This window comes from Mycolicibacterium mageritense (genome assembly GCF_010727475.1).
In the GTDB taxonomy this organism is placed as follows: Bacteria; Actinomycetota; Actinomycetes; order Mycobacteriales; family Mycobacteriaceae; genus Mycobacterium; species Mycobacterium mageritense.
In genome coordinates, this window is record NZ_AP022567.1 from 579,674 (window position 1) to 602,527 (window position 22,854).

The 22,854-nt window shown below is 67.3% G+C and carries 22 protein-coding genes and 1 pseudogene; 11 read left to right on the top strand and 12 right to left on the bottom strand.

Annotation, left to right across the window (positions count from 1 at the left end; translation table 11 throughout):
- The first annotated feature begins 3 nt into the window (after window positions 1–3).
- The 3 genes from G6N67_RS02780 to G6N67_RS02790 are packed head-to-tail and all read left to right on the top strand — an operon-like array spanning window position 4 to window position 3,331.
- Window positions 4–1,548, top strand: coding sequence for an arylsulfatase (locus G6N67_RS02780; RefSeq protein WP_036437803.1), 1,545 nt, complete (start codon window positions 4–6; stop codon window positions 1,546–1,548).
- Window positions 1,545–2,459 carry an HAD family hydrolase gene (locus tag G6N67_RS02785; protein ID WP_051579050.1) on the top strand — a complete coding sequence of 305 codons (915 nt, stop codon included), beginning with the start codon at window positions 1,545–1,547 and terminating at the stop codon, window positions 2,457–2,459. Before G6N67_RS02780 ends, G6N67_RS02785 begins: the two co-directional genes overlap by 4 nt.
- Window positions 2,456–3,331, top strand: coding sequence for a formylglycine-generating enzyme family protein (locus G6N67_RS02790; protein ID WP_036437804.1), 876 nt, complete (start codon window positions 2,456–2,458; stop codon window positions 3,329–3,331). Before G6N67_RS02785 ends, G6N67_RS02790 begins: the two co-directional genes overlap by 4 nt.
- Here G6N67_RS02790 and G6N67_RS02795 read toward each other — a convergent pair.
- Window positions 3,328–3,876 (bottom strand): TetR/AcrR family transcriptional regulator, encoded by a 549-nt coding sequence (locus G6N67_RS02795; protein ID WP_036437807.1) that lies wholly within the window; start codon window positions 3,874–3,876, stop codon window positions 3,328–3,330. The two genes, G6N67_RS02790 and G6N67_RS02795, sit on opposite strands and share 4 nt — an antisense overlap.
- Before the next feature lie 166 nt (window positions 3,877–4,042).
- Between G6N67_RS02795 and G6N67_RS02800 the strand changes: the two genes are divergently transcribed.
- Complete coding sequence (locus tag G6N67_RS02800) at window positions 4,043–5,242, top strand: cytochrome P450 (protein ID WP_051579051.1); 1,200 nt, start codon at window positions 4,043–4,045, stop codon at window positions 5,240–5,242.
- A 1-nt stretch (window position 5,243) separates the two neighbouring features.
- Here G6N67_RS02800 and G6N67_RS02805 read toward each other — a convergent pair whose 3' ends face one another.
- Complete coding sequence (locus tag G6N67_RS02805) at window positions 5,244–5,519, bottom strand: hypothetical protein (RefSeq protein ID WP_179976798.1); 276 nt, start codon at window positions 5,517–5,519, stop codon at window positions 5,244–5,246.
- Window positions 5,520–5,917: 398 nt separating this feature from the next.
- Here G6N67_RS02805 and G6N67_RS02810 point away from each other — a divergent pair.
- From G6N67_RS02810 to G6N67_RS02820, 3 genes and pseudogenes are all read left to right on the top strand, one after another.
- Window positions 5,918–6,987, top strand: a pseudogene (locus tag G6N67_RS02810) (NAD-dependent epimerase/dehydratase family protein).
- Window positions 6,984–7,748 carry an SDR family NAD(P)-dependent oxidoreductase gene (locus G6N67_RS02815; RefSeq protein WP_036437812.1) on the top strand — a complete coding sequence of 255 codons (765 nt, stop codon included), beginning with the start codon at window positions 6,984–6,986 and terminating at the stop codon, window positions 7,746–7,748. Before G6N67_RS02810 ends, G6N67_RS02815 begins: the two are co-directional and overlap by 4 nt.
- A gap of 69 nt (window positions 7,749–7,817) precedes the next feature.
- Window positions 7,818–9,017 (top strand): AI-2E family transporter, encoded by a 1,200-nt coding sequence (locus tag G6N67_RS02820; RefSeq protein WP_036437815.1) that lies wholly within the window; start codon window positions 7,818–7,820, stop codon window positions 9,015–9,017.
- Here G6N67_RS02820 and G6N67_RS02825 read toward each other — a convergent pair.
- Together G6N67_RS02825 and G6N67_RS02830 are read right to left on the bottom strand one after the other, a co-directional pair.
- Window positions 8,995–9,795 (bottom strand): dienelactone hydrolase family protein, encoded by an 801-nt coding sequence (locus G6N67_RS02825; protein WP_036437818.1) that lies wholly within the window; start codon window positions 9,793–9,795, stop codon window positions 8,995–8,997. The genes G6N67_RS02820 and G6N67_RS02825 overlap by 23 nt on opposite strands.
- Window positions 9,796–9,810: 15 nt before the next feature.
- Complete coding sequence (locus G6N67_RS02830) at window positions 9,811–10,434, bottom strand: DUF4245 domain-containing protein (RefSeq protein WP_036437819.1); 624 nt, start codon at window positions 10,432–10,434, stop codon at window positions 9,811–9,813.
- 56 nt (window positions 10,435–10,490) lie between these two features.
- Here G6N67_RS02830 and glpX point away from each other — a divergent pair, with 56 nt between their 5' ends.
- From glpX to G6N67_RS02850, 4 genes are all read left to right on the top strand, one after another.
- Window positions 10,491–11,519: a class II fructose-bisphosphatase gene (glpX, locus tag G6N67_RS02835; protein ID WP_036437822.1), complete on the top strand. Its 1,029-nt coding sequence runs from the start codon at window positions 10,491–10,493 to the stop codon at window positions 11,517–11,519.
- A 25-nt stretch (window positions 11,520–11,544) separates the two neighbouring features.
- A complete protein-coding gene (locus G6N67_RS02840) occupies window positions 11,545–12,954 on the top strand; it encodes a class II fumarate hydratase (RefSeq protein ID WP_036437825.1) in 1,410 nt (469 codons plus the stop codon).
- Between the two features lie 180 nt (window positions 12,955–13,134).
- Window positions 13,135–13,491, top strand: coding sequence for a ferredoxin (gene fdxA, locus G6N67_RS02845; RefSeq protein WP_036437828.1), 357 nt, complete (start codon window positions 13,135–13,137; stop codon window positions 13,489–13,491).
- Between the two features lie 51 nt (window positions 13,492–13,542).
- Window positions 13,543–14,514, top strand: a complete 972-nt coding sequence (locus G6N67_RS02850) for an Acg family FMN-binding oxidoreductase (protein WP_036437831.1) — start codon at window positions 13,543–13,545, stop codon at window positions 14,512–14,514.
- On the opposite strand, the gene G6N67_RS02855 is transcribed toward G6N67_RS02850, so the two are convergent.
- The 8 genes from G6N67_RS02855 to G6N67_RS02890 form a co-directional block, all read right to left on the bottom strand.
- The gene (locus G6N67_RS02855) at window positions 14,511–16,229 is read right to left on the bottom strand and encodes a sensor histidine kinase (protein WP_036437833.1); all 1,719 of its coding nucleotides are present in this window, start codon (window positions 16,227–16,229) and stop codon (window positions 14,511–14,513) included. The two genes, G6N67_RS02850 and G6N67_RS02855, sit on opposite strands and share 4 nt — an antisense overlap.
- 21 nt (window positions 16,230–16,250) lie before the next feature.
- On the bottom strand, window positions 16,251–16,691 hold the full coding sequence (locus G6N67_RS02860) for a pyridoxamine 5'-phosphate oxidase family protein (protein WP_051579052.1): 441 nt from the start codon (window positions 16,689–16,691) through the stop codon (window positions 16,251–16,253).
- A 10-nt stretch (window positions 16,692–16,701) separates the two neighbouring features.
- Complete coding sequence (locus G6N67_RS02865; RefSeq protein ID WP_051579053.1) at window positions 16,702–17,637, bottom strand: universal stress protein; 936 nt, start codon at window positions 17,635–17,637, stop codon at window positions 16,702–16,704.
- 71 nt (window positions 17,638–17,708) lie between these two features.
- On the bottom strand, window positions 17,709–18,344 hold the full coding sequence (gene dosR, locus G6N67_RS02870; protein WP_036437836.1) for a hypoxia response regulator transcription factor DosR/DevR: 636 nt from the start codon (window positions 18,342–18,344) through the stop codon (window positions 17,709–17,711).
- A gap of 40 nt (window positions 18,345–18,384) precedes the next feature.
- Window positions 18,385–19,419: an Acg family FMN-binding oxidoreductase gene (locus tag G6N67_RS02875; RefSeq protein WP_036437837.1), complete on the bottom strand. Its 1,035-nt coding sequence runs from the start codon at window positions 19,417–19,419 to the stop codon at window positions 18,385–18,387.
- Between the two features lie 71 nt (window positions 19,420–19,490).
- Window positions 19,491–20,375: a polysaccharide deacetylase family protein gene (locus G6N67_RS02880; protein ID WP_036437839.1), complete on the bottom strand. Its 885-nt coding sequence runs from the start codon at window positions 20,373–20,375 to the stop codon at window positions 19,491–19,493.
- Window positions 20,376–20,457: 82 nt separating this feature from the next.
- The gene (locus G6N67_RS02885) at window positions 20,458–21,771 is read right to left on the bottom strand and encodes an RNA 5'-3' helicase PhoH2 (RefSeq protein ID WP_036437841.1); all 1,314 of its coding nucleotides are present in this window, start codon (window positions 21,769–21,771) and stop codon (window positions 20,458–20,460) included.
- Window positions 21,772–21,983: 212 nt separating this feature from the next.
- Window positions 21,984–22,811 carry an acyl-ACP desaturase gene (locus tag G6N67_RS02890; RefSeq protein WP_036438704.1) on the bottom strand — a complete coding sequence of 276 codons (828 nt, stop codon included), beginning with the start codon at window positions 22,809–22,811 and terminating at the stop codon, window positions 21,984–21,986.
- Window positions 22,812–22,854: the final 43 nt, after the last annotated feature.

Genomic DNA, 22,854 nt, shown 5'->3' on the forward strand with positions numbered 1-22,854 from the left:
ACGATGCCCAATTCACAACCCAACATCCTCGTCATCTGGGGCGACGACATCGGGATCTGGAACCTGAGCTGCTACAGCCGCGGGATGATGGGTTACTCGACGCCCAACATCGACCGGATCGCCGATGAGGGAATGCTTTTCACCGACTCCTACGGTGAGCAGAGCTGCACCGCCGGCCGGGCCTCGTTCATCACGGGTCAGAGCGTGTACCGCACCGGGATGAGCAAGGTGGGCATGCCCGGTGTCGACGTGGGGCTGCAGAAGGAGGATCCGACCATCGCCGAGCTGCTGAAGCCCTTGGGTTACACATGCGGGCAATTCGGCAAGAACCATCTCGGCGATCTGAACAAGTACCTGCCCACGGCGCACGGGTTCGACGAGTTCTTCGGCAACCTCTACCACCTCAATGCCGAGGAGGAGCCCGAACATGACGACTACCCCACCGCGGAGGAAGCGCCCCTGCTGCGGAAGGCCCTGTTGCCGCGTGGAGTGATCCACTCCTGGGCCACCGAGGAGGATTCCGGCGAAGTCGACCCGCGGTACGGCCCGGTTGGCAAGCAACGCATCGAGGACACCGGGCCGCTGACGAAGAAGCGGATGGAGACCATCGACGACGAGACCACGGCGGCCTGCGCGGATTTCATCAGGCGTCAGCACGAGTCCGGAACGCCGTTCTTCGTGTGGATGAACATGACCCACATGCATTTTCGGACCCACACCAAGCCCGAGAGCAAGGGGCAAGCAGGGCGCTGGCAGTCGCCGTATCACGACACGATGATCGACCACGACCGCAATGTCGGCACGCTGCTGGACCTCGTCGACGAGCTCGGCATCTCCGAGGACACCATCGTCATCTACTCCACCGACAACGGCCCGCACGCCAACAGCTGGCCCGACGGTGCGACGACCCCGTTCCGCAGTGAGAAGAACACCAACTGGGAAGGCGCGTTCCGGATTCCCGAGCTGATCCGCTGGCCCGGGAAGATCAAGGCCGGAACGGTCTCGAACGAGATTGTGCAGCATCATGATTGGCTGCCGACCTTCCTCGCGGCCGCGGGGGATCCGGATATCGTCGAGAAGCTCAAGGTCGGGCACGAGGCCGGCGACATGACCTATCGCGTGCACATCGACGGCTACAACCTGCTGCCGTACCTCACCGGCGAGGTCGACAAATCCCCCAGGCGCGGCATGATCTACTTCTCCGACGACGGCGACGTCCTCGGGATCCGGGCGGACAACTGGAAGATCGTGTTCATGGAGCAGCGCTGCCAGGGCACGCTGGAAGTGTGGTTCGAGCCGTTCACCAAACTGCGGGCACCCAAGTTGTTCAACCTCCGCACCGACCCGTTCGAACACGCCGACGTCACGTCGAACACATACTGGGACTGGCTGATCGACCGGCTGTACCTCATGTTCTACGCCAGCGCGATCGTCAATCAGTTCCTGGAGACGTTCAAGGAGTTCCCGCCCCGCCAGAAGCCGGCGTCGTTCACCATCTACAACGCCGTGGAGGAACTGGAGAAGTTCCTGGCCACGCGGGGCGGTTGAGCGTGGCCGGACTGGACTCGTGGAACGACGGGCCCACGAAGGCGGCAATCGTCGACTTCGTGGGCCGCGCGGTCGATCAGGTTCCCGTCGAGGAGCGCGTCGCGGTGTTCGACAACGACGGCACGCTGTGGGTCGAGAAGCCGGCCTACATCCAACTCGACTTCCTGGTGCGGCGATTGGCCGAGCAGGCTGCGGCCGATCCCGACCTGGCTGCCGAGCAGCCCTACCGGGCCGCTGCCCAGGGCGATCTCCAGTGGTTCGGAGACGCCGTCACCAGGCACTACAACGGTGACGACTCTGCACTCAAAATCCTTGCCGGCGGCATACTCTCGGCGTACGCGGGGCTTGCCGTCGAGGACCACGCCGAGCACGTCAAGGCGTTCTTCGCCGGGGCGCGACACCCCCAGCTGAACCGGCCGTACACGGCATGCGGATACGCCCCCATGATCGAACTGCTGCGTTACCTGGAGAGCAACGGCTTCACCAACTACATCGCGTCGGGCGGTGGCCGTGACTTCATGCGGCCCGTGACCACCCAGATGTACGGCATCCCGCCGGAGCGGGTCATCGGCAGCTCGGTCGGTCTCGACTTCGCCGACGGTCATCTCAAGACCACGGCGGTCCCAGAGTTCCTCGACGACGGCCCGGTCAAGCCCGTGCGCATCTGGGGCCGCGTGGGGCGCAGGCCGATCTTCGCCGCGGGCAACTCCAACGGCGACATCGAAATGCTCGAATACACCACGGCAGGCGCCGGGCCGTCGATGAGCATGCTGCTGCGCCATGACGACGCAGAACGCGAATTCGACTACACCGCAGGTGCGGAGAAGGCTTTGGAGCTGGCAGCCAACCGTGGGTGGACGGTCACGAGCATGCGCGGTGACTGGTCGACGGTCTTCTCTGCTGACGCATGAACCTGGTGTGGATCCCGCCCCAGACCACCGTCCTGGGCTCCGATGCGCACTACCCCGAAGAGGCCCCCGCACGTGAGGTCACCGTCGATGGGTTCTGGATCCAGCCGTACCAGGTGACCAACGCGCAGTTCACCGAATTCGTCGATGCGACAGGCTATGTCACGGTCGCCGAGCGACCGGTCGATCCCGACGACTTTCCGGGCGCGCCGCCCGAGAACCTGGTGCCGGGGTCGATGGTGTTCCAGCGCACCGCGGGCCCGGTGGATCTGCGCCACCTGAATCTGTGGTGGACCTGGACTCCGGGTGCGTGCTGGAACCATCCCCGTGGCCCCCGATCGTCACTCAAGGGCCGCGAGCGGCATCCGGTGGTGCACATCGCCTTCGCCGACGCCGAGAACTACGCCGACTGGGCCGGACTGGCTCTGCCCACCGAGGCGCAATGGGAAACCGCCGCGCGCGGCGGCCTCGCCGGTGCGGCCTACACGTGGGGTGACGAACCTGAGCAGGCCGGCGAGCGGTTGGCCAACTATTGGCACGGTGAGTTCCCGTACTTGCCCGAAACCGGCTACGGCACAACCAAACCGGTCGGCAGCTTCGCGCCCAACGGCTACGGCCTTTTCGACATGGCGGGCAACGTCTGGGAGTGGACCACCGACTGGTACGGCGAAGACCGGGCCACCACACCGTGCTGCGCGGCCGACAGCCTGGACCCGAACCAGCCGCAGTTCACGATCCCCCGCAAGGTCATCAAGGGCGGATCGTTCTTGTGCGCGGACAGTTACTGCATGCGCTACCGGCCCGCCGCGCGGCGGCCACAGATGGTGGATACCGGCATGAGCCACATCGGTTTTCGCTGCATCAAGCCGGCCTAGGCGAACGCCGGGACGACGAATCGGCGCAGCAGCTCGAGCTCGGCGGCTTCATCGGCGCCAGGCCAGACCAGAAGCGACAGCACGAGCCGCACGATCCAGCCCGCCGCGGCCGGGTCGTCCGCCGCGAGGCCGCTGAGTTCGGTCGCGAAGGCGGCAGGAACGCGCGATTCGGTCAATCCCGCTCCACCACCGCTCCGCAGCGAGGTCAGCAGCAGATCAGCCATGGGGTCGGAGCGGATGAGCCGCAGCGCCACCGTGACCGCCGTCAGCACGCGGTCCGGGCCGGCCAGGCCGTGCACCTGCCTGCGGACCTCGTCGACGATCCGAGTGGCCAACCGGGACAGCACGGCGTCGCGGATCTCGGCCTTGCCACCCGCGTGCCGGTAGATGGTCGCCCGCGAACAGTGCACGCGCGCGGCGATCGCGTCGATGTCGACATCGAGCCCGTCGCGGGCCGCGAGCTCGGTGGCCGCGGCGTAGATGCGTTCGGCGGCGTGGGCGCGCCGGTCGCCGCCCACCAGCCAGTCTTCGCGACGTGGAGACATCGATGCCAATTTATCGCATATTGAGACAGAATCAGAGGAGATTCTCAATAGCACCGCAGGTCACCGCGTCCGGCTGAGACCACGGTGCGAAACGTGCGCACACACCGCCGTATCAACTTTCGCCCGCGGCGTTGACCAGGCCGAAAGAGCTCGCCAACCTGGGAAAATGCTTCAGGCTCAGGAACTGTTCGCACCGGGGTGTCTTCAGGATCCGTATCCGCTCTACGACCGCCTGCGCGCCGGCGCACCGGTGCAGCAGGTCGATGACGCGCCGTTCTTCGTGGTGTCGACCTTCCAATCCGTCGTCGAGGCGACGGCCCGGCCGGAGGACTTCTCGTCCAATCTCACGGCCACCATGACCTATCAGCCGGGCGGCACCGTGAACACTTTCGCGATGGAGGGCCCCGGGGGATCGACCCACGTGCTCGCCACGGCCGACGACCCGGCCCACGCGGCGCACCGTAAGCTCGTGCTGCCCCGGATGGCGGCCAGGCGGATCTCCGAGCTGGAACCGTTCATCGCCGCCACGGCGCGCGACCTGCTCAACGAGGCGGGCGAGCGGTTCGACTGGATGGATGCGGTCGCCGACCGGTTGCCGATGCTCGTGGTGGCCCGGTTGCTCGGGCTGCCCGCGACAGACGTCGACAAGCTCGTGCGGTGGGCCTATGCCAGCACTCAACTGCTCGACGGGCTCATCGCCGACGACGAGCTCACGGCGGCCGCCATCGCCGCGACCGAGCTCGCGGGATACCTGATCGACCGATTCGAGGAAGCCGCGGAGCACCCTGGCGAAGACCTGCTCGGTGACCTCGCATCGCACTGCGCGGCCCGGCGGCTGCCACGCGACACCGCGGTCTTCATGCTGACCCAGCTGGTCGGTGCGGGTGCCGAATCTACGGCGTCGTTGCTGGGCAGCGCGGCGGGGATTCTGGCCCAGCGGCCGGACATGGTCACGCGGTTACGTGAAGAGCCGGAGCTGATCCCGGCGTTCATCGAGGAGGTGCTGCGCTACGAGTCGCCGTTCCGCGGGCACTACCGGCACGTGCTCGCCGACACCACGCTGGCCGACGTCGCGCTGCCTGCGGGGTCACATCTGCTGTTGCTGTGGGGCGCGGCCAACCGCGACCCGGCGGCTTTCGACGAACCTGACACGTTCCGGCTTGACCGCGTGAACACCAAGAGCCACTTGGCCTTCGGGAAAGGAGCGCACTTCTGCGTCGGCGCGGTACTGGCCCGGCTCGAAGCCCGCATCGTGCTGTCTCAGCTGCTGACGCGCGCGAACGTCATTCAGCCGGCCGGGAGGGCCGAATGGCTTCCCAGCCTGTTGGTGCGCCGGCTACGCCGGCTCCCGCTGACGCTGAAGTAGGTCAGGCGTGCTGCGGGTCGACGGCGATGCTGTCGTCGTCGACGAACACCAGACCACCTTCATCGAGGTTGACCGCCCACCGGCGAGCAGGCCCGACGATCCGTTCACCGGCGATCTCGACGGCGGTTCCGGCCAGGTCTGCGAAGTCCTCGACAACGATGCCGCGCAGTTCGCCTTCTGTGCCCGGATACACCAGCACGTGTGTATCGACAGCTATCTCTCCGGCAATTGCTTCCGCACCGCTGCCGTTAACCCCCGCCACGACATCTTCTGACATTACGCACCTCCCCAATTGTTGACGCGTGCAACCGAGTACATCACAAACGCCCGCAATCGGCTCGTTTTCGTTCGTTCTCCACAATCACAATGCAGCCACACCAAGCAAACCAACAAATCGTGAAATGAATGGTCGTCGGGCAAACCCTCACAATCTTCCGGTGAGCGGGACGGTCACCACAAAAGGCAGACGAATGTGAGGTTCGTCGCAGCGCTGGGTAGGCAACGTCGTGCTGGTTCGCCATAGTTCCCGCTGGCCCAGTACAGGCATCGGCTGCCGGTTGCTGACCGCGGCAGGGCGAACCCCCGGCGTCCGGGAAGTCTTTGCGCCGGCACGGACGGTGACGCACACCACACCGTCGTTCGCTACTGTTGCAACACGTTCTAGCGAGGAGGCCTATGTCGGACGCCGTACTGGTGACAGGTGCTTTCGGGCTGGTCGGCTCGGCCACCGTCAAGCGTTTGAGCGCCGACGGACGACGCGTCGTCGCCACCGACCTGGACGTGCCCGCCAACCGCAAGGCCGCAGCAAAGCTGCCGTCGACCGTCACGGTGCACTGGGCGGATCTGACCGACCCGGCTGCCGTCGACGCACTGGTGGCCGCCGTCTCCCCGCCGCGATCATCCATCTGGCGGCGATCATCCCGCCGTTCTGCTACATGCGCCGCGGCCTGGCGCGCAAGGTCAACGTCGACGCCACAGCCTCACTGCTGCGGGCTGCCGAGGCGCAGACCACATCACCCCGGTTCATCCAGGCGTCCAGCGTCGCGGTGTACGGCGCCCGCAGCCCGCACCACATCGATGACGTGCTGACAGCCGACACCCCCACCAACCCGTCGGACATCTACGGCGCCCACAAGGTCGAGGCCGAAGCCTTGGTCCGGGCCTCGAAGCTGGACTGGTTGATCCTGCGCCTCGGCGGCGTGATGAGTTCCGAGTTCAGCATCGACATCGACGTCGACCTCATCTCGTTCGAGAGCGTGCTGCCCGCCGACGGCCGCCTGCAGACCGTCGACGTGCGCGATGTCGCGGCCGCGTTCGTCGCGGCGACCACCGCCGACACCAACCACGAGGTGCTGCTGATCGGCGGTGACTCCGCGACCCACCGGCACACGCAATCTGCCGTCGGGTCGCAGGCCGCCGCGGCCATGGGTATCAAGGGCGGCCTGCCGATCGGCCGGCCGGGAAATCCTGACGACCCGACCGCATGGTTCGCCACCGACTGGATGGACACCGCCCGATCCCAGCAGGTGCTCGGGTTCCAACAGCATTCGTGGCCGCAGCTGCTGGCCGACACCAGGGCCAACGCCGGGTTGAAGCGCTTCCCGATCGGCCTGGCGGCTCCGCTGATCCGCAGATTCCTGCGGTCGAAGTCGGCGTACCGGGATTACCCGGGACACCTGGCCGACCCGTGGGCGGCGATCGCCAAGAAGTGGGGCGATCCCGCTCCGGACGGGAGCCCGGCATGAGCACGCCACGCGCCGCGCTCGTGATCGGTGCGGCCTCCGGCATCGGATGGGCCAGCGCGCAGGCCCTGGCGGCCGACGGCTGTCGCGTGGTGCTGGCCGACCGCAACACCGAGGGTGCCAGGGCCCGCGCTGCCGACCTGGGCGCACCGCACACCAGCGGCTACGTCGACGTCACCGACGAGGATTCGGTGCAGGCACTCTTCTCCGAAATCGGCCCGATCGACGTGGTGGTCAACTGCGCGGGGTTCAGCAATGTCGGGTTGATCGTCGACATGCCCGTCGACCAGTTCCGCTCGGTGGTCGACGTGTGCCTCAACGGAGCGTTCATCGTCGCCAAGCACGCCGGCCAGCACCTGCGAGAGGGCGGTGTGCTGGTGTCGATCTCGTCGCTCAACGGCCGCCAGCCCGCGGCGGGGATGAGCGCGTACTGCGCGGCCAAGGCCGGCCTGTCGATGCTGACCCAGGTGGCCGCACTCGAGCTGGGACCGCGCGGAATCCGGGTCAACGCGATCGCACCGGGTTTCGTGCACACGCCGTTGACCGAACCCGCGGCGATGATCCCGGGGGTGGTCGAGGAGTACGTCGAGAACACCGCGCTGGGGCGGGCCGGAACCCCCGAGGACATCGCCGCGGCGGTGGTGTTCGTGTGCTCACCGCAGGCGTCGTGGATGACGGGTGAAGTCGTCGACCTCAACGGCGGGGCCCACCTCAAGCGCTACCCGGATGTGCTCGGCCATGTCATGAAGCTCGCCCAGGCCTGACACCGGCGCCACGTTCCCGCTGTCGCGGCGCGGTGACGCTAAGGTCAGCGCAACACCGGGAGGGGCGCAATGAAGAGCGAGTTCACCGTCACCCAGAAACGCGCTCTGGCGGTCATCACCGTCATCGCCCTACTGCTCGGCGCGTACTTCCTGCGCACGTTCTTTGTCCTGATCGTGATGGCCGCGGTCGGCGCATACCTGTTTTCGCCTCTGTACCAACGCTTTCAGCGCCGGTTCGGCACCGGGCTGTCGGCCACGCTCACGGTGTTGACGGCCCTACTGATCGTGATCATCCCGGTGGCACTGATCGTGTTCCTCGCGATCGTGCAGATCAGCCAGATGGTCAACGCCGTCAGCGGTTGGCTCGCGCACACCGATGTCAGCACGTTGGGCGACCGGACGTTGCAGCTCGTCAACTCGACGCTCGGCAGGCTGCCGTTCCTCGACGTCCACCTGACCGCGGACTCGCTGCGCAGCGGCATCGTCTCGGTGTCTCAGCGTCTCGGCGAATGGCTGCTCGGGGTGCTGCAGGGCGCTGTCGGCGGTGTCGTCGGCGCGCTGACCGCGTCGGTCATCTTCCTGTATGTGTTCATCTCGCTGCTGGTCAACAAGGACGAGGTGGCCACGCTCATCCGCAGGCTCAATCCGCTCGGCGAAGAGATCACCGATCTGTACCTCGCCAAGACCGGCGCCATGGTGAAGGGAACGGTCAAGGGCCAGTTCGTGATAGCGCTGTGCCAGGGGGTGGCCGGCGCGATCTCGATCTACATCGGCGGCTTCCACGACGGGTTCTTCATCTTCTCGATCCTGTTGACCGCACTGTCGGTGATCCCGCTCGGCGGCGGGATCGTGACGATCCCGTTCGGCATCGGAATGATGTTCTTTGGCAACATCATCGGCGGCATCTTCGTGGTGGCGTTCCATCTCCTGGTGGTCACCAACATCGACAATCTGCTGCGGCCGTGGCTGGTGCCCAAAGCGGCGCGGCTCGACCCGGCGCTGATGCTGCTAGCGGTGTTCGCGGGCATCTCGATGTTCGGCTTCTTCGGGCTGGTGATCGGGCCCGTGCTGATGATCATCATCGTCACCACGGTCAGCGTCTACCTGGCCGTCTACAAGGGCGTCGAGTTGGAGATGCCCGAGCCCGAAGAACCCCGCAAACACTGGTGGAGCCGCAAGCGCGAACCCGAGAAGGTGTCCGCGCCTGCGGCCGAATCCACCACCGAGACCGAGGAACCGCCGTCCGCTACGCCGCCAAGCGTTCCGTGAGGAACTCCACCACGCGCTTGCGCGCCTCGTAGGCCGGATGCCCGTCGACCTCACGGACCTGGTCGGTCAGCACCGAGTGGGCCGCCTGTGAAAGGCCGTGCTCGTTGCCCTTCGCCGAATCGATCTCGATGACCTCGAACGCGTCACCGAGCCGGGCCTTGAGGGTGCCGAACCGCTCACCGGGCGCGAGCCGGTCCTGACTGAACCGCAGTCCGAGGGCGCACAGCCCGTCGTTGGCAGCGCGCTGCTCGATCACCTTGAGTTCGGCCTCGGACAGGCCCGGGTCGCTCTTGTGCCGCGGCGTGAGGGGAATCGGCAGCGACGGCTGGCTCAACACCGGAGCCAGCACGCTGTCGTCGACCGCGGCGGCCAGCGCGAAACCGCCCGTGAAGCACTGCCCGATGACCCCGACGCCCTTGCCCGGGGTCTTTTCGTTCAGATCGCGCGCGAGCGCGCGCAGATAATGCGCGACGGGTCGGTCGGCATTGGTCGCAAACGCCGCGAATTCCTTTGTCACACAAGCTTTCATCATCACCGGCACGGCGCCGGGACGCACCGCGGGCGCACCCGGCGTCCCGAACAGCGACGGCGCGGCCACCGTGAATCCGTTGTCGACCAGGTGGTTGCCGAGGGCCAGCACCCCGGGATGCAGCCCGGGAATCTCGGGGATCAGCACCACGCCGGGGCCCTCGCCCTTGCGGTACACGTCGTAGGTCTGGCCGGCCGCGGTGAACGGGGCGGCAGTCCATCCGGTGAGGTCAGCTTCTGGCGCAGTCATACCGGGCTCCATCTGTCAGCGCTGCACGGGAAGTGGCGACTGCGTCTGCGTCGCCTTCGCCAGCGTACGGTACTCCTCCGTACCGCCGGCGCCCGTGATCGCCACCTGAGCCGGACCGCTCAACCGCGTCGTCCATACCGGCTCGGGATCAGAGCTCTCGTAGACCACCCAGGTGACGCCGTCGACGTCCTGCGTGCCTGCCGGATACGAATCCGGTTTCATCGACGCCACCAGCGCCGCTTCGTCGGCGTTGCTCTGGGTCAGGCTCAGGTACATGCCGTCGGGCGCGAGGTACCCGATGCGCGACGTCACCGCGCGCCCCCGCGTGCCGTCCGCCAGCGTCGCGCCGCCGTCGATCCCGCCGCGGCCACCCGAATTGGCCTGCCATCCGTCGGGCAGCTGCGGCAGCCGGATCGGGATCTTCAGCGCGTCGGCGTCGGCCTGCAGACCGGCTTTCGCGTCGTACTCGGGCGTCGGGCCGACCCCTGGACCGCCGGCCTGAAAGGAGCACATGCCCAGCAGGCCTGCCAGCACGATGCACGCCACCACCAGCGGCGCCATCGACCAGAACATGTCCCGGCCGTCCTGCAGCAACCGGGACTTCGCCGGTCTGGGGGCCGGGGTGGGCTGGGTGCTCATGGTTGCCAGTATCCCAGCTCCCAAACCCGGACCCCGTTCTGGGAGAATCACCAGCCATGAGCCCCACACGTGGTGAAGCCCCGGATCGCAACCTCGCCCTCGAACTCGTCCGGGTAACCGAGGCGGGAGCCATGGCCGCCGGCCGCTGGGTCGGCCGCGGTGACAAAGAGGGCGGCGACGGCGCCGCCGTCGACGCCATGCGTGAGCTGGTCAACTCGGTCTCGATGCGCGGCGTGGTCGTCATCGGCGAGGGCGAGAAGGACAACGCGCCGATGCTCTACAACGGCGAAGAGGTCGGCAACGGCGACGGGCCGGAGTGCGATTTCGCCGTGGACCCGGTCGACGGCACCACGCTGATGAGCAAGGGCATGCCCAACGCCATCTCGGTGCTCGCAGTCGCCGAACGCGGTGCCATGTTCGATCCGTCGGCCGTGTTCTACATGAACAAGATCGCGGTCGGTCCCGAGGCCGTCGACGCAATCGACATCACCATCCCGATCGGCGAGAACGTCCGCCGGGTCGCGAAGGCCAAGGGGCTCTCGGTCAAGGACATGACGGTATGCATCCTGGACCGCCCGCGCCACGAGCAGCTCATCTCCGACGTCCGCGACACGGGCGCCCGGATCCGGCTGATCTCCGACGGCGACGTCGCAGGCGCGATCTCGGCTTGCCGGCCCAACTCGGGCACCGACCTGCTGGCCGGTATCGGCGGCACCCCCGAGGGCATCATCGCCGCGGCCGCGATTCGCTGTATGGGCGGCGCGATCCAGGCCCAGCTGGCCCCCAAGGACGACGAAGAGCGGCAGAAGGCCGTCGACCGCGGCTACGACGTGGACGCCGTGCTGGTCACCGAGCAGCTGGTGTCCGGCGAGAACGTCTTCTTCTGCGCGACCGGCGTGACCGACGGCGATCTGCTCAAGGGCGTGCGGTACGCGAGCGGCGGCTGCACCACGCAGTCCATCGTCATGCGGTCCAAGTCCGGCACGGTCCGCATGATCGAGGCCTACCACCGGCTGTCCAAGCTCAACGAGTACTCCGCCATCGACTTCACCGGCGACTCGTCCGCCGCCTATCCCCTGCCGTAATCCACCGCACAACCAAAGGGAGCACATGACCACCGACAGCGACGTCGAGTACCGCATCGAGCACGACACCATGGGCGAGGTCCGGGTGCCGGTCAACGCCCTGTGGCGGGCGCAGACGCAACGTGCCGTGGAGAACTTCCCGATCTCGTTCCGCGGCCTGGAGCGCACCCAGATCCGCGCGCTCGGCCTGCTGAAAGCCGCCTGCGCACAGGTCAACAAGGATCTCGGACTGCTCTCCCCGGAGAAGGCCGACGCCATCATCGCCGCCGCGGGCGAGATCGCCGACGGCCTGCACGACGACCAGTTCCCCATCGACGTGTTCCAGACCGGTTCGGGCACCAGCTCGAACATGAACACCAACGAGGTGATCGCGTCGATCGCGGCGCGCAACGGCGTGACGGTGCACCCCAATGACGACGTGAACATGTCGCAGAGCTCCAACGACACGTTCCCCACCGCGACCCACATCGCGGCCACCGAAGCCGCTGTGCGCCATCTCATCCCGGCGCTCGAGGTGCTGCACGCGTCGCTGGCCGCCAAGGCCCGGCAGTGGCGCACCGCGGTGAAGTCGGGCCGCACCCACCTGATGGACGCGGTGCCCGTCACGCTCGGCCAGGAGTTCGGCGGCTACGCCCGCCAGATCGAGGCCGGGATCGAACGGGTCAAGGCCACGCTGCCGCGGCTGGGTGAGCTCGCCATCGGCGGCACCGCTGTCGGCACGGGCCTCAACGCGCCCGACGGCTTCGGCGCCAAGGTGGTCGAGGTGCTGGTGAACGAGACCGGGCTGGCCGAATTGCGTACGGCGGTGGACTCTTTCGAAGCACAGGCGGCCCGCGACGGGCTGGTCGAGGCTTCCGGCGCACTGCGCACCATCGCGGTGTCGCTGACCAAGATCGCCAACGACGTGCGCTGGATGGGCTCAGGTCCGCTCACGGGCCTCGGTGAGATCCAGCTGCCGGACCTGCAGCCGGGCAGCTCGATCATGCCGGGCAAGGTCAATCCCGTGCTGCCCGAGGCGGTCACTCAGGTGGCCTGCCAGGTGGTCGGCAACGACGCGGCCATCGCGATGGGCGGCGCGTCCGGCGCCTTCGAGCTCAACGTCTACATCCCGATGATGGCGCGCAACCTGCTGGAGTCGTTCACGTTGCTGTCCAACGTGTCTCGGCTCTTCGCCGAGCGCTGCATCGACGGCCTGGTGGCCAACGAAGAACGCCTGCGCGAGCTCGCCGAGTCCTCGCCGTCCATCGTGACGCCGCTGAACTCCGCGATCGGCTACGAAGAGGCCGCGGCCGTCGCCAAGGAAGCCCTCAAGGAGAAGAAGACCATCCGTCAGACGGTCATCGACCGCGGCCTGATCGGCGACAAGCTCTCGGAGGCCGAGCTCGACAAGCGCCTCGACGTGCTCGCCATGGCCAAGGTCAAGCCGGGCGAGTAACTCCCCCTCTTTCTTGCGCGAGCAGTCGCGTAGGTACCCCCTTTCACGCGATTTGGGGTACCTATGCGTCTGCTCGTCGAGTTTTGGCGCCCGAATACGGCCCAGGAAGTGACTTTGGTCCTCGGCGAAAAGGACTTTCGGCGTGGGCCCTCGGCCCGTCCGGTTCCGTACGGTTTGACCATGCCGTACGTGATCGGAACAGCATGCGTCGACGTCATGCACAAGGCTTGTGTCCTGCAATGCCCGGTGGACTGCATCTACGAGGGCGCCCGGTCCCTCTACATCAACCCCGACGAGTGCGTGGACTGCGGTGCCTGCCGGCTGGAATGCGACGCGGGCGCCATCTACTACGAAACCGATCTCCCGGACGATCAGTTGCCGCATCTGGCCGACAACGCCGCATTCTTCAGCGAGATCCTGCCGGGCCGCGACGCCCCGCTCGGATCGCCCGGTGGCGCAGGCCGCCTCGGCCGGGTCGGCGCGGACACCCCGCTGGTGAGTGCCCTGCCGCGCCGGACCACCGACGGCCTCGGATAAGGGGACTTTGTGCCCTTATCCGATGCGGCGCGAAGCGCGCACTGTGGAAGGGTGAGCAGCACATTCCCCGACGCCGAGACGGTGCGGGCCGCACTGGCGCTGGCGGTCCGCGCGCCGTCGGTGCACAACTCGCAGCCGTGGCGCTGGGAGGTCGGCACCGACCGGCTGCGGCTGTACGCAGATATGACAAGGCTGGGGGCACCTCCCGCTCGCGGGGGACTCGTTGCCACCGACCCTGACCGTCGCGACCTGCTGCTCAGCTGCGGCGCGACCCTGCATCACTGCGTCATCGCGTTGGCGGCATCCGGCTGGCGGGCCACCGTGCAGCGCCTGCCCGACCCGGCCGATCCGGATCTGCTGGCCACGGTGACCCTGGTGCCGTTCAGCCCGAGCGATGTCGAAACCTCACTGGCTGAGGCGATTCCGCACCGCCGCACCGACCGGCGCCATTACAGCGGACGCGAGGTCTCACCGGCCGACATCGCCCTCATCGGGGCCCGCGCCGCGCGCGTGGGGGTCACGATACGCCGCGTGGAGTCGTTGACCGAACTGAATCTCGTTGTCGAGGAATCGGTTTCGCGGCACGTCAGCGACCACGCCTATCTGACCGAGCTCACCAGGTGGAGTGGACGCTACGGCGCGACGGCCGGGGTACCCGCGCGCAACACGCCGCCGTCGGACCCGGCGGCCGTGGTACCGGGCCGGTTCTTCGCGGGCCCTGTCCTGGCGCAGCCGCCCAGCGCCGGCGCCGTCACCGACCATGCCGTGGTACTGGCGTTGGGTACGCGCGACGACGATGCCATGGCCCGTCTCCGGGCCGGCGAGGCCACGAGCCTCGTGTTGCTCACCGCGACGGCATTAGGCATGGCCACCTGCCCGATCACCGAACCGCTCGAATTCACCGATACCCGAGCCGCATTGCGCGATGAGCTGTTCGACGCACGGGAGTATCCGCAGATGCTGGTCCGGGTCGGCTGGGCCGCCGACGATGCCGCGCCGCTGCCCGCGACACCGCGCCGCTAACCGGGCAGCGGCACCGACCAGCTCAGCGCCGTGCCACCGCCAGGCTGATCGGCGATGGTCAACTCGCCACCGCCCTCCGCCGCCCGGTCGCGCAGGTTGGCCAGCCCGCTCTCGGTGATCGGGCCGACGATCCCGCTTCCGTTGTCGGCCACGTCGATGCGCAGATCGTCGGCCACGGTCACGCGCACCGTGAGTTCGCTTGCGCCAGAATGCCGCACGGCATTGCTCACGGCTTCGCGCAGCACCGCTTCGGCATGGTCGGCCAGGTCCGCGTCGACCACCGAAAGCGGCCCGACGAACTGCGTCGTGGTGTGCAGGCCCGCGCCCGCGAACTGCGCGATGACGGCCTCGAGCCGTTGCCGCAACCGCGTGGCACCGGCCGGTGCCCCGTGCAGATCGAATATGGCCGTGCGGATTTCCTGGATCACGGCCTGCAGGTCGTCGACGCTCTCGACCAAGCGCTGCTGCACCTCGCTGGACCGCGCCCGCGCGATGGTGCCCTGCAACGAGAGGCCCACGGCGAACAAGCGCTGGATCACATGGTCGTGCAGGTCGCGCGCGATGCGGTCACGGTCGGCCAGGATCTCCAGCTCCCGCATCCGGCGTTGCGAACTGGCCAGCTGCCACGCCAAGGCGGCCTGGTCGGCGAAAGACGCGGCCATGTCGAGTTGCTCGGCGGTGAACGCAGGCCCCGCGCCCAGCCGCATGGCCACCAGCACGCCCGCGACGGTGTCGGTGGTACGCAACGGCAGGATCAGCGCCGGGCCCGTGTATCCGCACAGCTCGAAACTGTCCAGCTGCTGCGGTGTGCCCTTACGGAAGACCTCTCCCACCGCCGTCTCCGGAACCGGGATCGACTCGGTGCCGCATCCGTGCACCGCGCCCGCGATCGCGGCGACCGCCAAGGTGCCGACCTCGGCGCTGGGGGCTTCCGGATCGGCGGGTACCGCGACCACGGTGCCGTCGGCCCCGGTGAGTTTGAGCGCTTCGTCGGCGACGAGCCGGAACACCGTGCCCGGATCGGTGCCGGAGAGCAGTTCGGTGCCGATGTCGCGGGTCGCGGCGATCCAGGCCTGCCTGGCCCGGGACTGCTCGTACAGTCGGGCATTGTCGACGGCAATGCCCGCCGCCGCGGCCAGTGCCTGCGCCAGTACCTCGTCGTCCTCACTGAACGGCTGGCCGTTGGTCTTCTCGGTCAGGTAGAGGTTGCCGAAGACCTTGTCCCTGGTGCGGACCGGCACCCCGAGGAACGTGCGCATCGGCGGATGATTCGGCGGGAACCCGACCGACGCGGGGTGCAGCCGAATGTCTTCCAGCCGTATGGGCTTGGGATCATCGATCAACACGCCCAGCACGCCGCGGCCTTCCGGCAGCGACCCGATGGTTTCGCGCTCTTCCTCGCTGATGCCCTCGTAGATGAACTCCGTCAGTTGATGGTCGTCGCCACGAACTCCCAGAGCGCCGTACCGGGCGTCGACGAGGTCGATCGCGGTGTGCACGATGGTGCGCAGTGTGACGTCGAGTTCCAGCCCCGAGGTGACCACCAGCATGGCTTCCACCAGGCCGTCGAGCCGGTCGCGGCCCTCGACGATCTGCTCGACACGGTCTTGGACCTCGGTGAGCAGTTCCCGCAGCCGCAACTGCGACAGTGTGTCGCGCAACGGCGCGATCCGCTGCTCGTCGTCGGGGCGCCGCTTACCTGTCACGCCCACCATGCTGGCACAGCAGCACCCGGGCTACACCCCTGGTTCGGGCCCGAACCGGAATCTGCGGCCCGTGATCCGGGTCGCGGATACCCGGACGAAGTGCGTCTTCGTCGTCGCCGTCCACGGCAACAGCTGGGCCTGTGCGGCTTCGCTCAGTTCGTCATCGGTCCGCAGGGTGCGTGCGACGCCACGAACGATCACACTCCAGCCCTCCACGGCATTGTGGTCGTCGGCCTCGAACAGCACGGCCCGGTTCATGGCAGCACTGATCAGCTTGGTGCCCTCTGCCGTTCGGAACAGGATCGTGTGGTGCTGCACCACGAAGTTCACCGGGAAGATGTGTGCCTCGTTGTCGACGGTGGTGACGAGCCGGCCCAGCGAGACGCTCCCCAACAGTCCCCAGCTCTCACGGTCCGAGAGGATGCTGACCGGTGCGCCCTGCGTCACAACGGTTTCGACGGAGTCGCTCATGGCATCGACGCTATTGGCCCGACACTGCGCCGGCCAAGGGCGCAATGTCCGCTTCGTCAGGGACCAAAGTCCCTGCGGTCTTCGCGATCCAGGCCGGCCCGGGTTCCGCATCGTCACGTCGGCGCATCACGAGTACCGAGCAGTTCGTCTTGTGCAGGATGGCCCGGACCTTGGGGCTCACGACCTGGGCCACGAGTTCCGGGTTCTCCGGTCCGATCACGAGCAACTGGTCGATTCCTGCGCTCTGCGCCAACAGGTTTGCGATGTCCTTGGGCCGCGGAAGGGTGCACATCGCGAACTCGGCGTGCTCCAGTTCGGCGTCGCGGATGTAACTTTCGAGATGAGCCTGTAGCTCCCGCTGACCGACGGGCAGATCCCGACCCGGGGCATGCCACGGGGTGAGAACCAGTACGGGCGCCTGGCGGCGTTGCGCCTCGTCCATCGCGGCCTGCAACGCGCTGTCCGACCCTGGTGAATCGTCAAGCGCCGCAACAACCCACTTGTGTGCCGTCATCGGCCCACGCGGATGCCTGCGCCGGATGATCGCGACCGGGCAGTGCGCGCCGAGCGCCACCCCTGCGGCGGTCGTGCCACGCCCGTGGCCCGGCCGGTGATAGGTCTTGTGCTTGTGCACGCCTCGAGAACCCACACAGATCATCGCGGCCGCGCGCGACGCCTCGATGAGCTCGGGAACGGTGTCACCCTGGCGAATGTCGGATTCGAGCTCGACAGCTATCCCGGTGGCTTCCACTGCAGCCCAGGCTCTGTGGATGATCTTGCGGGCCTCCGCAAAATCCTGGCCCGAGTCGCCGCGCACCACGTGCACCAACCGCAACGGCGCGCCTCTCCGCACCGCTTCGTCGATCGCCCAGATCGACGCCCGGACAGCGTGCTTGGAGCCGTCGACGCCCACCACGACCGGCGCAATTGTCCCGTTTTCGTTCATACCTCGATCGTGCTCGGTGCGCAGGCCTGGCGAACGGGCGCTTGGTCACCTGCCCGTAGGGCACAAATGCCCTAGTTGTGCCGGTCCAGCTTCGAGACGTACACGGCGGCCTGCGTGCGACGTTCCATGCCGAGCTTGGCCAGCAGCCGCGAGACGTAATTCTTGACTGTCTTCTCGGCGAGGAACATCCTGGCCGCGATCTGCTTGTTGGTCAGGCCTTCACCCAGCAGGTCGAGCAGCACGCGTTCCTGCTGGCTGAGCCCGGCGAGTGGATCGGCGCGTTCGGCATCACCGCGCAGCTTGGCCATCAGCGCCGCGGCAGCCCGGTTGTCGAGCAGCGACCGGCCCGCTCCGACATCCTTGATCGCCTTGGCCAGTTCCATGCCCTTGATGTCCTTGACCACATAACCGCTGGCCCCGGCCAGGATGGCGTCGAGCATGGCCTCGTCGGACGTGAACGACGTCAGCATCAGGCACCGCAGATCCGGCATGCGGGACAAAAGATCCCGGCACAGCTCGATGCCGTTGCCGTCGGGCAGGCGAACGTCGAGCACCGCGACATCGGGTGCGGCCGCGGGTATCCGGGCCAGCGCCGAGGCCACCGAATCGGCCTCGCCGATCACGTCGAGTTCCGGATCGGCGCCGAGCAGATCGATCAAGCCCCGGCGCACCACCTCGTGGTCGTCGACCAGGAAAACTTTGATCATCCTCGGATTCTCACAATCACCGCCGCCCGCCGCAAGCGAGTCAGGAGATCGAGAGGATGGCCTCGACGGGGCGGCGCGGCGTAGGCGGCGGAACATCTTCGAGGGCCGGTGCGATGCCGACCCGGACGAGCACCTGCGGGCACGCGTCGCGTCCGATGAGCGCGCCGATGATGTCGCGACTGGCATGCAGTTCGGTCACATGCGTGACGGGGCACGTGGCGAAGCCGGCCAGGGTGCATTCCAGCAGTGTCGCCGAGAGCGCCTCGCCTGCGTCGAGCGCGTCGGCCCGGCTGTACCCGTCGGTGGACAGCACCACGATCTTGGCGGCGTCGTCGTTGAGCGCGGGACGCCGGTCGCTGTGTGCGGTCACCGGGAAGGACCGCGCCATCGCGACGCGTTCGCTTTCGGCAGCGGACACCAGCGCGCTCTGCGGGATACCGTCTTCGGTGGCGAACGGGGTTGTCCACCAGGCGAGTTCGGCGTGGTAGGCAGAGTCGTACAGTCGCAGCGACTCCGTCAGCTCAGCGGCCTCGGTGAGCTGTTGGCGGGCCTCGTCGCCCAGCACGTCCAGGTGCACCGGCCCGTCATCCAGGCGCGCCTGCAGCAGTGCCTCGAAGGACTCCCAGTCTGCCGGCGCTGCCATCGGCAACCGATCGGTCCGGCGCGCCAGGATCGCGTCGGCGCGCCGACGATGCGCGTCGGTGACGAACTCCATGGGGCTGAATTGCAGCGTCGCCAGGTGGTCGAGGTTGTTGGGATTCGGGAACCGCTCGACGCTCGTGCTCCAGCCGGCCGCGGCCATCGCCACCCGAACGTGGTCGAGCATGACGCCGCAGCTCATGACCGCCTCGCGCGCGGACCGGTCCGTGCTCCGCACCACGCGGGTCGGGTCGAGAAACAGCTGCAGCTCCAGACCACGCTCACTCGGGGTGTCCGTGGCACTATTTTCGACCGCCGCGTCCGTGGCACTTCCGGCAACCCACCGCCACGGCTGGGTGTTGTGCAGCGACGGCGCACGTGAAGCCACCTCAACGGCCTTGGTGATGGTCGCGATGTCGAGCAACGTGTCGGGCATGACACCATGCTCGTCGTCAGACCCGCTGTGGGTTAGGGTCTTTGGTCCTCACCTTGCCCGACGAATGGGGATCAGGCGCCATTGTTGGGGCCGCCCGAATTCGCACCAGGGATGTCGGTGATCGGGAAGTTGGGCATGGGCGCGGGCGACGGCGTCGCGGGCAGCGTCGGGATGTCCTCGGGCGGGATGTCTTTGAGCGCATCGGCGGGCGGCACTGGCGGACCGTTCTCGCGGCTGCCGTAGCTGGTGCCCGGCTGCCGCTCACCGAGCATGTGGCTGACCGTCACCAGGTGATAGCCGTTGGCCTTGAGGACCGGGATGAACTGGTACACCAGGTCGACGGTCGATGAGTAGGTGTCGTGGAACAGCACCACCGAGTTCGGCTTGATCTGGGTCATCAGCATGTACCGGGTGGCGCCGATGTTGGCGTCGTTGGCCCAGTCGAACGGAATGACATCCCAGTTGATGTCGGCCAGCCCCTGCTTGCGCGCTTCGGCCAGTACCTGGTCGTTGATCAGCCCGCCTGCGGTCCGGACCAGCTTGGGGCGGGATCCGGTGGCGGATTCGATGGCGTCACTCGCGCGGCTGAACTGCGCAGGGATGTCCTCGGGCGGAATGGTTGTCATGTTGGGGTGTTCCCAGGTGTGACTGCCGACCTCCATGCCTGCGTCGGCGATGCGCTTGGCGCCCTCGGGGTTGGCCGCGACCTTGTTCCCGATCAGGAAGAACGTCGCCTTGGCGTCGTTGTCCTTGAGGATCTGCAGCAACCGGTCCGTGTACGGGCCTGGGCCGTCGTCGAAGGTCAGCGCGATGCACTTCTCCTTCGAGCAGTCGACATCGTCGGGGTCGTCACGACGGATGTGCCCGGTCAGCGCCCCGACGACGAGCACGGCAACGGCGGCGACCAGCCCGATGACGGTCCACCGCCACGACTGACTCCTACGACCGCTCGGCACCCCGGCAGCCTACCGGCTGAGCTTGTGTGCGTTCACCGGCGGTGAGCGCCGGTGAACGCACACAAATCACTCAGCGTCAGGGTCAGGGCAGGGCGCCGGGGCTGATTTCCTCGAGCATCTCGGTGACCAGCGCGGCGATCGGTGACCGCTCGCTGCGCTGCAGCGTGATGTGGGCGAACAGCGGGTGCCCTTTGAGCTTCTCGATCACCGCGGCGACGCCGTCGTGGCGGCCCACCCGCAGGTTGTCGCGCTGGGCGACGTCGTGGGTGAGCACGACGCGCGATCCGGCGCCGAGCCGGGACAGCACCGTCAGCAGCACGTTGCGTTCCAGCGATTGCGCCTCGTCGACGATCACGAAGGAATCGTGCAGCGAGCGGCCACGGATGTGCGTCAGAGGCAGCACCTCGAGCATGCCGCGGGACAGCACCTCTTCGAGGACCGCGGGGCTGGCCAGGCCTTCGAGGGTGTCGAAGACGGCCTGGGCCCACGGCCCCATCTTCTCGCTCTCGCTGCCGGGCAGATACCCGAGATCCTGTCCGCCCACCGCGTACAGCGGCCGGAACACGACCACCTTGCGCTGGGTGCGACGTTCCAGCACGGCCTCCAGGCCCGCGCACAGCGCCAGGGCCGACTTGCCGGTGCCTGCCTTGCCGCCCAGTGACACGATGCCGATGGATTCGTCGAGCAGAACGTCCAGGGCGACGCGTTGTTCGGCTGACCTTCCCCGGAGGCCGAACACTTCGCGATCACCGCGCACCAGTTGCACGCGCTTGGCCGCATTGACCCGGCCCAGTGCATGCGAGTTTCCACCCAGCAGACGAATTCCGGTGTGGCACGGAAGATCCCGCGCGTCGGCCAGATCGATCTCACCTTCAGCGAACAGCGTGTCGATGTCCTCGGCCGCGACGTCCATCTCGGTCATCCCGGTCCAGCCGGACACCACGACATCCTGCGCGTGGTATTCGTCGGCTGCCAGGCCCACCGCGCCAGCCTTGACCCGGAGCGGAATGTCCTTGCTCACCAACGTAACTCGCTTGCCCTCCGCGGCGAGGTTGGCCGCGCAGGTCAGGATGCGGGAGTCGTTGCTCTCGGTGCGAAACCCGGCGGGCAGCACCGACGGGTCACTGTGGTTCAACTCGACGTGCAGGGTGCCGCCCTGGGTTCCCACGGGAACCGGCTGATCAAGCCGGCCGTGCTCGAGCCGCAGATCGTCGAACATCCGCAGTGCCTGCCGGGCGAACCAGCCCAGCTCGTGGTGGTGCCGTTTGGCTTCCAGCTCGCTGATGACGACCAGCGGAACCACCACTTCGTGCTCAGCGAACCGCGTGCATGCCCATGGATCGGACAGCAACACGGAGGTGTCGAGCACATAGGTACGGACAGGCGAATCAGTCACGTGGGCGCTCCTAGAGGCGAAGTCCGTTCAACGCGGCCCCACACGAACTTCTCGGTGGACGCTGCGGCACCAGGACCGGGGCCGGTCCTCTCGTGATCAAAACGATCGGTACCGCCCGGACAGCAGAGCATGTCGCTAGCCATCGATTTCGACGCTACTCCCGCCTCGGCGGGTTTGCTGATCGGCGCGCCGCGTGTTTGGCGCCCAACGTGTTACGCGCTGATGAACTCCTGAAGTCGCGCCTCGCCGGCGAGTCCCCACGCGGTGATGCGGTCGGAGATGACCTGCCGCAGCGCGGCCTTGTCGAAGATGCCGGCCTCGGCCACCAGCGCGACCTTGGCCTGATACGCGTCGATGTCCGCGCCGATCACATCGAGCTCGGCGGCGCGGGCCGCGATCGCCTCGACGGTCTCGTCCCGGTGCTGCCCCAGCAGGAACGACACCAGGTTGGCGAAGAACTCCTCGTGGCGTTCCTCGTCGGTGGCGATCCTGCCGACCAGAGCCTTGAGCACCGGCTCGGTGATCTGTGCTTCCAGATTGCGGCAGAACACGGCGTGCGAGCGCTCGAAGAACGCCATGAACACCAGGGTCTCGATCTGGCTGTAGGTATCGGCGCGGTAGCCCTTCATGACGTGCTCGACGCGCACGTCCTCGTTGGCCGTCGGGTCGATCTCGCGGGTGACCACGAGGTAGTTGCGCAGCGCGACGGCGTGCAGGTGCTCCTCGGCGGTCCACCGGCCCAGGAACCGGCCCCACTTGTCCTCGAGGATGAAGTGCTCGACCAGCTCGCGGTGGTAGCCGCCCAGGTTGTCCTTGGTGATCAGCAGGATCTCCAACGCGTCGGTCACGCTCTTGGGCAGCGTCACCTGCGACGGATCCCAGTCCCTGCCACCGAGGAACGCAAAGTTCTCCCCCTGGTCGAACGGCACGTAATCGTGCGCGTACCAGAGATCCTCGGAGTCGAGGTGACGACGCAGTTCCGCGGTCACGACGGGTTCGAGTTCGAGCGTCAGTGCATTAGCGACAGGTTTCTGTGCCATGAGGTAACTGTAACCCGAGTTCACACATTTCTAAAATTCGGCC